This is a genomic window from Asaia astilbis JCM 15831, from assembly GCF_000613845.1.
GTDB classification, from domain to species: domain Bacteria; phylum Pseudomonadota; class Alphaproteobacteria; order Acetobacterales; family Acetobacteraceae; genus Asaia; species Asaia astilbis.
On sequence record NZ_BAJT01000030.1, the window covers coordinates 1 to 9,966 of the forward strand.

5 protein-coding genes and 4 pseudogenes are annotated in these 9,966 nt (G+C 58.3%); 1 reads left to right on the forward strand and 8 read right to left on the reverse strand.

All coding sequences use genetic code 11. The annotated features are described in order from the left end of the window. Positions 1 to 496: pseudogene (locus JCM15831_RS19625) on the forward strand (response regulator transcription factor); the annotation flags it as partial. Here the strand turns inward: JCM15831_RS19625 and thiD are convergent. The 8 genes and pseudogenes from thiD to JCM15831_RS19640 all read right to left on the reverse strand — a co-directional run. Beyond that, a complete protein-coding gene (gene thiD, locus JCM15831_RS14860; protein WP_025824855.1) occupies positions 481 to 1,275 on the reverse strand; it encodes a bifunctional hydroxymethylpyrimidine kinase/phosphomethylpyrimidine kinase in 795 nt (264 codons plus the stop codon). The pseudogene JCM15831_RS19625 and the gene thiD overlap by 16 nt on opposite strands. Continuing rightward, positions 1,275 to 2,642, reverse strand: a complete 1,368-nt coding sequence (gene glmM, locus JCM15831_RS14865) for a phosphoglucosamine mutase (protein ID WP_035774742.1) — start codon at positions 2,640 to 2,642, stop codon at positions 1,275 to 1,277. Before glmM ends, thiD begins: the two co-directional genes overlap by 1 nt. A gap of 116 nt (positions 2,643 to 2,758) precedes the next feature. Further along, positions 2,759 to 4,680 (reverse strand): annotated as a pseudogene (gene ftsH / locus JCM15831_RS19630) (ATP-dependent zinc metalloprotease FtsH). Between the two features lie 143 nt (positions 4,681 to 4,823). Then, positions 4,824 to 6,071, reverse strand: a complete 1,248-nt coding sequence (gene tilS / locus JCM15831_RS14875) for a tRNA lysidine(34) synthetase TilS (RefSeq protein WP_051528570.1) — start codon at positions 6,069 to 6,071, stop codon at positions 4,824 to 4,826. Between the two features lie 5 nt (positions 6,072 to 6,076). Further along, positions 6,077 to 6,937, reverse strand: coding sequence for a tol-pal system YbgF family protein (locus tag JCM15831_RS14880; RefSeq protein WP_025824858.1), 861 nt, complete (start codon positions 6,935 to 6,937; stop codon positions 6,077 to 6,079). Between the two features lie 201 nt (positions 6,938 to 7,138). Then, the gene (pal, locus tag JCM15831_RS14885; protein ID WP_025824859.1) at positions 7,139 to 7,615 is read right to left on the reverse strand and encodes a peptidoglycan-associated lipoprotein Pal; all 477 of its coding nucleotides are present in this window, start codon (positions 7,613 to 7,615) and stop codon (positions 7,139 to 7,141) included. Between the two features lie 264 nt (positions 7,616 to 7,879). Continuing rightward, positions 7,880 to 9,225 (reverse strand): annotated as a pseudogene (gene tolB / locus JCM15831_RS19635) (Tol-Pal system beta propeller repeat protein TolB). A gap of 41 nt (positions 9,226 to 9,266) precedes the next feature. Continuing rightward, positions 9,267 to 9,966, reverse strand: a pseudogene (locus JCM15831_RS19640) (energy transducer TonB); the annotation flags it as partial.

Below are 9,966 nucleotides of genomic sequence, written 5' to 3' on the forward strand. Positions count from 1 at the left end.
CGTCCGCAGGCCAAGATCAAGGCTTTTCACGCGGGAGCTGACGACTACATCACTAAACCGTTCGACTCCGAAGAGCTTCTTGCCCGGCTTCAAGCTGTACTGCGACGTTCGCGAGGTTTCAGCACGACAGTAATGACTGTTGGGCCTTTGTCGCTCGACCTCAACGCCAAGAGTGCGTCGGTCAATGGCAACCATGTTCAGCTGACCGGCAAGGAATATGCCATCCTTGAACTCCTGGTGCTGCGTCGTGGCAATGTGCTGACCAAGGATGCCTTCCTTAACCATCTCTACGGTGGCATCGATGAACCTGAGATGAAAATCATCGACGTCTTCATCTGTAAGCTTCGCAGAAGCTTCAGCAGTTTGGCGGCGGGAATCTCATTGGCACGGTCTGGGACGTGGTTATGTGTTGAGAGACGATTCTAAGCCCGTGACTACAGAAGCTGTGACCGAACAAAACAAATCGGATATCTCTGAACTTCAGCCCTCTCTCTGAGGGGAGTGATTCATGGGCCGGGCGCACCCAGTTCCCCAAGGTGGCGCCTGAAGAATGGCCTGACGGACATAGGCCCTCCCCTGTTGCACAGCTGTTCTGACGTCTATCCCTTGCGCAAGTAACGTCGCAACAGCACTTGCCAGCGTGCAACCTGTACCGTGAGTGTGCAACGTATCGATCTTAGCATCATGGAACGCAGCCTCAGCCCCGTCTGAGATGAGAAGATCGACAACGCAGCTTCCCGGAAGATGCCCCCCTTTCGCCAGTAGGTAAGGTATTTTCTGTCGCTCTCTTAGAGCCACTGCTGCATGACGCATTGTCTCGGCCGCGGTGATGACATGGCCACTCAACACCTCGAGTTCGGGCACATTTGGGGTCAACAGATAACAATACTTATAAAGACGTCGAAAAGCGGCTTCGCCGTCTTCTGACATTAGTCGCGAACCACTCGTCGCAATCATCACCGGGTCTATGACACACGGGATGTCAGCATAACTCGCCAAAATATCGCAGACCGCGTCCATGATCTCTGCGTTACCCAGCATCCCCAGCTTGATCACATCAGCGCCAAGATCATCTAGAACAGCGCGCATCTGGTCTGCAACGAAAGCTGGGGACATGAGAGAAACCGCGCTGACCCCCCTCGTATTCTGGGCGGTCACCGCGGTTATCGCCGTCATGGCAAAACCGCCGAAAGCGGAAACGGTCTTGATATCGGCCTGGATGCCTGCACCTCCACCCGAGTCACTGCCAGCAACAATGAGGACTCGACCTTTCATCAGGCGGTAACAGCCTGTTGAACGGCCTCACAGATCATCGACACGATCTCTTCGACCAGCCCCGGGTCTTCCGCCTCTGCCATCACTCGAATGAGAGGCTCAGTTCCGCTTTTGCGCAGCACGAGGCGCCCCTTAGTCCCGAGCTTTGCTTCGGCTTCGCGTTTCGCCTCCCGCAGTATCTCGGTATTGAGCGGGTCCCCGCCCTGATAGCGGACATTGCGAAGAAGCTGCGGATAGGGCTCGAAAACACCTAGAACTTCGCTTGCCGGACGTCCGTCTTCGACGAGAACCGCCAGAACCTGCAGTGCCGCGATCAGCCCGTCTCCTGTCGTCGCAAAATCAGACAGGATCATATGACCCGACTGCTCTCCCCCGAGCTTGATCCCCTGCGCTCTCATCCGTTCGACCACATAGCGATCACCGACCGCCGTGCGATGCAAGGTGATGCCATGTTCGGCCAGCTTCTTTTCCAGCCCGAGATTAGACATGATCGTGGCTACAGCATCGTTGGAACCTAGGCGATCGCTGTTCTTCAAGAAAAGGACGATCAAGCCAAGTATCTGATCGCCATCGACGATCTGACCTTTTTCATCGACGATAATGAGACGGTCGGCATCCCCATCCAGCGCAATACCCAAATGAGCCTTGTGCTCGATGACAGTGGAGCGAAGCAGTTCTGGATAGGTGGAGCCGCATTTCGCGTTGATGTTCGTTCCGTTCGGTTCACAGCCGATCTTGATAACCTCGGCACCGAGCTCCCAAAGAGCGGTCGGTGCCACCCGGTACGCAGCGCCATTGGCGCAATCGAGCACAATCCTCAGGCCATCAAGACGTGAACCACGGGGAAACGCAGCCTTCGCTGCCTCTATGTAGCGACCTGCAGCATCGTTGAGACGCGACGCGCGACCCACCTCTTCCGGAGGCGCCATCCGATCGGTCAGGTCCTGCTCGATCAGTGATTCAATCTCGGATTCCACCTCATCGGACAGTTTGAAACCGTCAGGTCCGAAGAGCTTGATCCCATTATCGCCGAAAGGGTTATGAGACGCGGAGATCATGACACCGAGATCAGCGCGCAAGGAACGGGTCAACATTGCAATTGCTGGAGTCGGCAAAGGGCCGACCAGGATGACATCCATACCTGCGGAAAGAAATCCGGAAACAAGCGCGCTCTCGATCATGTATCCGGAAAGACGCGTATCCTTGCCAAGAACAACACTATGACGATGAGCGCCCCGACGAAAATAAAGTCCAGCCGCCTGACCAAGACGAAGCGCGACATCGACCGTCATGGGAAAGCTGTTGGCCTTGCCACGAATACCGTCAGTCCCGAACAGTTTGCGCTTCGATTTCACTTCCTGGCTCATGATCGTCCTTCTTATCCTGCCCCGGCGCAGAGACCTCTCTCTCTCTTGAAGCACACCCTTGAAAACGAAAAAAGGGGAGCTCTCGCTCCCCCTTCTCATCAAACAACCGAGATTGATCAGCCCGCTTGAGGGGACGCTTTCAACGTCTCCGAACTTCCGGTTGGTTCCGACTTGACCGTAGGCACTGAGGAGCGACGGTTTTCGGGGGCTGAATCGTCAGCTTCCAACCGCTCGAAAGCTTCACCTCTGAATACTTTCGCGACCTCATCGCCAGAGAGCGTCTCGTATTCCAGCAGCGCCTTGCCGATGCGGTGCAGCGCATCGATATTTTCAAGCAACAATGTGTGGGCGCGATGATACGCTGAATCGATCAACTGCTTGATCTCACTATCGATCTCGCGGGCCGTCTGCTCCGACACATTTTTGTTCTGCGTGACAGAATGACCGAGGAACACTTCCTGACCATTATCGCCATAAGCGACCATACCCAGCTTCTCGCTCATCCCCCATTCCGTGACCATGCTCCGAGCATAATTCGTCGCCATCTTAATGTCAGCCGAAGCGCCGGTTCCAACATGCTCAGCCCCAAGGATAATCTCCTCTGCGGCCCGCCCACCCATTGCGAGGACCAGCTGAGCCTTGAGCTGGGTACGCGTCATGCCCAGCCTGTCGCCTTCTGGCAGGATCTGGACCATGCCCAAGGCACGGCCACGAGGATGATCGTAGCCTTGTGAATCGGGTCGGAGCCCGGCGTAAGAAGAGCGCAGATTGCGTGCCCTCCTTCATGGTAGGCCGTTTTACGCTTTTCCTCTTCCGACATCACGAGTGAACGCCGCTCTGCCCCCATCAACACTTTGTCCTTGGCATTGTCGAACTCGAGCATCGCTACGGTCCGCTTGCCAAGTCGCGCAGCCAGCAGAGCCGCTTCATTGACCAGGTTGGCCAGATCCGCACCCGAGAAGCCAGGTGTTCCCCGAGCGATGATCTTGGGATCGACGTCCGAGGCCAGTGGGACCTTGCGCATATGGACACGCAGGATCTTCTCACGGCCCGCCACGTCGGGGTTCGGCACCACAACCTGACGATCGAAACGACCGGGACGCAGCAATGCCGGGTCGAGAACATCCGGTCGGTTTGTCGCAGCAATCAGGATCACACCTTCATTGCTCTCAAAGCCGTCCATTTCAACAAGCATCTGGTTAAGCGTCTGCTCACGCTCATCATTGCCACCACCCAGACCGGCACCGCGATGACGTCCGACGGCATCGATCTCATCGATGAAGATGATACACGGTGCAGATTTTTTGCCTTGCTCGAACATGTCGCGCACACGCGACGCGCCGACACCGACAAACATCTCCACGAAGTCAGAGCCTGAGATCGTGAAGAACGGCACATTGGCTTCGCCCGCAATGGCGCGCGCTAGCAACGTCTTACCCGTTCCCGGAGGACCGACGAGCAGGGCTCCCTTGGGAATCTTGCCACCGAGCCGGGTGAATTTCTGCGGATCCTTCAGAAATTCGACGATCTCCTCCAGCTCGGACTTCGCTTCATCGATACCAGCGACATCGTCGAAGGTCACGCGTCCTTGCTTTTCGGTCAGCAAGCGTGCACGGGACTTTCCGAAGCCCATAGCGCGACCGCTACCGGACTGCATCTGACGAAAGAAGAGAATGCCAATCCCGATCAGGAAGATCATCGGGAGCCAGCTCGTGATCGCACGCAGAATCGGGCTGCCATCGCCATCGAGCGGCTTGGCGACAACCTCGATTCCCTTGCTCGTCATTCTGGGCACGAGGCCCGGATCGACAGGAGCGTAGGTTTCAAACGACGTTCCGTCCTTGAGAGTCCCGGTAATGTTCTGGTTCTGAACCACGACCGAGCGCACCCGGTCCTGATCGATATCGCTGACGAAATCGGAATAGGCGAGTTGCTGGGACGGGTGCTGGCCACCGCTCGGCTGGAACGCCAAGAAGAGCAGCAGCGCCAGAACGATGATGATCACCCATAGCGCCAGGTTGCGGCCAAAATTGTTCATCACTGTCTCTATTGTTTCCAAACTTAAAGTCGAAGACTGCTCAACGGTGAGACGACAGCCCTTGGCCGTCTGTCAGGCACTGACAGCAACCATATTGTGTCGACTAACATAAGCATTCGACAGAACGTTCCCACCCCTGCCGATCAAGTTTTCACTGTTTCGCGGTATTCTGACCAAAATGATGCGTCACACACCGTGCATTCAGGCTCGAACTCGAACGCCAGTTCAGCCCAAGAGGCGTCCTCGGGTTCATTGAGCGACGGAACAGCCATGACCCGGTCTCCCTGCCAAATTGCCGGTAAGGTCGCCAGCACTCTTGCTGGCAGGCGATGGTGCCGATAACGGCGCGCCTCATCCCTCAGAGGCGCAACAGCGCAAGGACTCGAGGGAGTCTTGCCGCTCAACCGGAATCGCCTGTCCCACAACAAACCATCATACGGCATCTTGCGGTCGCTGATCGCCTCGGGCTCTCTGAGCAAAACCCAGCCGGAGCCGAGCTTTCCGGCCGGACACAGCATACCGCCCCCCAAAGTCGCGGACCGCGGAGCCGCAATCAGATTACGAAGCGCTTCAGGAGCGGGAGGGTATTCCGATCCGGAAATCATCTTCCACAGTCTTCCAAGCAGGACGAGGTCATCCGGCAAGGTCGCCATCACGGCGAACCCGAGAGGATCGACACGAATGCCGTTCAGACATGCCGGCATTGCATGGTTCAGGTCATTTCGCCGCAGCCCATGGGCTGCGACCTCGCGCCGCCCTGTTTCCAGCTGAACCTGATCCAGACACTGGCGAATGCGCACCCGCTCGAAGCGACGGTTCTGATTGCTCGGATCCTCTACCCAGTTCAGCCCTCTTGCGACAAGGGTGGCGCGAAGACGCTCAGGACGGACCGAGAGAAGAGGCCGAAGATAGCGCAGGTTCGGCGTTTCACGAGCGCTTGCCATCGCAGCGAGACCATGAGCCGTGCTTTTGCGGGTTCGACGAAGATAAAAGGTTTCAATCTGGTCGCGCTCATGATGGCCGAGAGCAAGGTCGAGGACACCACGCTCGAGACACGCCTGGGCCATGATCTCATAGCGCGCGTAACGCGCCTTTTCCTGTAGTCGACTTGATGCGTCGATCGGCCCGATCGTCAGAATGATCGAGGGAATGTCGAGGGCTCGAAGACGATCAGCGGTGAGTTGTGCTTCTTGGGCCGAGCCTTCACGCAATCCATGATCGACAACCAGAGCCAGTACCGCCCGGCGCCATCGACGCAACAGGAAAGCGAGGCAAAGGCTGTCTGCTCCCCCGGAGACGGCAACACCAATCGGGTATTGAGGTAGATCTGGCAGAAACGGACCGAAGCCCGACATAAGATTGGCGAACTCTTCTTCGCCAATCTCACGCATTACAGTTAGTGGCAGCTGGCGCGCCCCTTGAAGCTTGTCACCGCAGCTTTGACGCGCGGGGATGCAGAGGGAAATTCACCCTCCAGCTTCTGCAAGGCCTGACAGGCTGAACTCTTGTCACCAAGGGCAAGCATCGAGGCCGAGACTCCGAGCAGAGCCTCTGGGGCGCGAGGCGATTTCGGCGCCCGGTTATAGGCGTCGTAATAAGCGACTGCCGAATCGCGATACTGCTTCTGACCAGCGAGAGACTGTGCCAGCAAAAACTGGGATTCGAGCTTGCCATTGGGCGTCCGCGCCAGCTTCAGAGCCTGACTCGCGTCGATCTGTGCCGTTGCATAATCTCTGCTTTTCAGAGCAGCCTGACCCATCTTGAGCAGGTCGATTGCCGTGGTCGGCTTTTCCGTAGCGGGCGGCGCAGCAGTTGGCGACGCCGCAGGCGTCTGAGCAGGAGCTGTTCCGGCAGAAGCGCCAGCCCCTCCTCCCCCATTCTGCGCAGCGAATTGCATGTCGCCAATCTGCTTGGCCAGAGTCGCATTCTGCGTCTGCACCTGATTGGTCAGCTGATCGAGTTCGCCCCGCATCTCGCGGTTCTCGTTCTCAAGCGTAGAGACGCGCTGAAGGAGCTGCGCCACAAGATCACCATTGCTTGCACCACCCGCGGGTACCGGTGACGAGGCCATGGGGCTGCTTTGGGGAGCGTTGGCCTGAGCCTGCTGCAGCTGCTCGCTGAGCTGCTGTATCTGATTCTGAAGCGCGATCCCCTCGCGGCTCGTAACCTGCTGCGCGTGCGCAGGAGCAATCCCCCCCGCAGCAAGCAGAGACACGGAAGAGAGGATGATAAAGCGGGAAATCCGAGCACCGCGCATGGCGCATCCTTCAGTCAAGTCGTGAGGGCGGGCATCATGCCACGCGCTTTGCAGGGTACTGTAAAACAAAACCGGCTGATGCATAAGCATCAGCCGGTTTCAAACTCTTCTTTACTCTGAAGATTTACGCTGCGTCAGGATCCCGATACAGGCTGACGTCAGGCGTCAGCACGAAAATCTCCTCGGTGAGAAGTGAACCGATTACTTGACCGAGGTGATCGCGTTACGGTTCTGAGCCCATGCCTGCTCGTCGTCACCATCTGCAGTCGGACGATCCTTACCGAAGGAGATCGTCGAGATGCGCGAAGGAGCGACGCCCTTGGCGACCAGGTAGTCGCGAGCGGCATTCGCACGACGCTGACCGAGAGCAATGTTGTACTCTTCCGTGCCACGGTCATCGCAGTTGCCGGCGATCTGAACGCTGACCTGCGGGTAACGGGCAAGCCATGCTGCCTGCTTGTCGAGAGTTGCCTGAGCGTCGCTCGAGAGCGTGTTACGGGCCAGGTCGTAGAAGACGCGATCGCCGACATTGGCGACCAGATCGGCTTCGCTACCAGGCGCAGCGCCGGTTTCCTGAGCCGTTGCGCCTGCACCGGTCGATGCACCCTTATTTGATTCGTCCGAGCAGGCAGCCAGAACGACTGCCAGACCAAGCGCACCGAGAAGCTTGAAATTCATTTTTGCCAACCCTGAATATAGTCCCATCCGGGACCAGGAAGCGTGACCACAACTATTTACGTAGGCCGGAGTTCCCGCTTTGCTTGCTGGTTACCAGAACCATTGGGCCTCACCGATACCGACGACCAAGATCGGCCATACTGGTTCCGGAGAAGCCCGGTCAAGCGGCATGATTACCGTTACACGAGAAGTCGCGCGAAATTCATATGAAAGTCAGAATTTAGTGTCTCTGGCGCAACAAAATGCGGCGCCAGAGACACATAATTACCCTTGCAGGGGGGACCAGGCGGGGTCTGAGGCCCCTGTTTCAGTGCGGATCGGGCGCTCGTGGAAGCCCGTAATATCGATGGTCCCGATTCCGCTCGAGAATCCGGCTCCACCCGCTCCAGAGGCCGATTGACGGCAGAACGCGATGACGCGGCCATTGGGGCAGAATGTCGGACTTTCGACGGTGAAACCTTCCGTCAGGATCCGCTCGCCCGTACCATCCGGCCCCATGACGCCCAGAGAAAAACGCCCCCCTGCGAGACGCGTAAAGGCAATCAGATCTCCACGCGGCGACCAGACTGGCGAGCCATAGCTGCCATTGCCAAAGGAGATGCGACGCGCGCCGCCACCGGACGCACTCATCATGTAGAGCTGGGGCGAACCACCGCGATCCGAATTGAAGACGATCTGGCTTCCATCCGGGCTGAAGCAGGGGCTGGTATCGATTGCGCCGGAACTGGTGATCTGACGCTTTGCGCCCGATCCCAGGTCGATAACGAAGATATCCGATCCACCCCCACGCGTCGCAGAGAGGACAACCTGCCCTCCATTGGGGGAGAAGCGCGGCGCGAAGGAGATACCGTTGAATTCGCCCAGCATGCGCTGGCTGCCCGAACCGAGATCGAACGTATAAACGCGCGGGCGGTTATTGGCGTAGGACATGAACGCAATCTGATCGCGCACCGGATTGAAGCGCGGCGTCAATGTCAGCCACTGGCCGGAGGTCAGAATATGGCTATTGGCGCGTCCTGATCCATCACAGCCAGACGCGTGATCTGATGATGGCGAGGCCCCGTCCGTGCGATGTAGGCGAGACGCGTATCGAAATACCCCTTCTCACCGAGCATCCGCTCATAGATCACGTCTGCGATGGTATGGGCGATGCGACGCCAGTTGGCGGCCGATGCTGTGTAGGCAGTGCCCTGGATCTGCGCGCCGGTCAGAACATTCCACAAACGCATTTCAACGCGTGTGCTGCTCGATCCGGCGGCGCTTCCTGTCACGACGGCACGGGCGCCCTGTGCCTTCAGCGCGGCGAAATCCGGGGTGCCGCCGGCACCGGGAAGAATCGTGAAAAGGCCCGTTGCCTCCAGATCGGCGGAGACAACACCCGTGATCTGTTCACCCAGTCCCGGACCGAAAGAAGGAATCGCGATGGGGATCGGCGCGGTTCGTGCCTGATCGACTGTAATTTCAGCTTCACCCGGCGCGCTGGCTGCCTGGGCGAAAGCGCCCAGAGGCGTGGCTAGGAGACCGCCGGCTGCGATGGACGCACCAAGCAGCGAGCGGCGGGAGAAAAGGGTGGACAGGCTCTGTGCCTGATCGTCGGTCAACAGGGGCATATCGACTGGCATGACTTCGCTTCTCTTGCGCTCTTTAGGGTTTATGGACGGAACACGAATTTGAGCTCGTGTGTCGCACCAAGAAGGTTCGAAGGGATCGGGAGTTTCGAGCAGGTCGGACTGAGGACTGCATCCCGAGCGCGCTCAGCCAACGCCCGATAGGACGGATCGGCATTCGCCTTCGCCTGGGTGTCTGGAGCAAAACGCACGATTCTCGCCTCTCCGCTTGCATCGACGGTCACGATCAGATGCGCGCTGAATGAGGCATAATTACGCGCTGCCGTATCTTCCGAATAACAACGTCGCACGGAACCACCGACAGCCTTTTGCTGGGCAAGACTGAGGCGTTCGTGATATCGCCGTTCGGAGCCCCTCCGCCATTGGGTGCGCCACCCTGCTGCGGGTTGGCACGCGCCTTTGGCGGATGCGTCTGCTTCTGATCGGCACGCATGGCATCCAGCGTGGCCAGCAATGAATGCGAGTCAGCCTGCGTCTTCTTGGTCTGATTAGGCTGGGTGATATGCGAAAACGTCGGCGTCTCTGGCAGCTTGTCCACAGGCTGGGTCTGCGGGGACGGCGGCGCGATCTGCTTGGATGCCGAAGGCGGCGATGGTTTGGGTGGCGAGGCCTTGATTGGCTCAGCCGAGTCATCAACCATCTTCTCAGGCGTTTTCACGTCAGGCAGCGGCGGCGTCTTGCTTTCCGCCGGGGGCGGAATCGGCGGCGGCGGCGGCGCAAGCG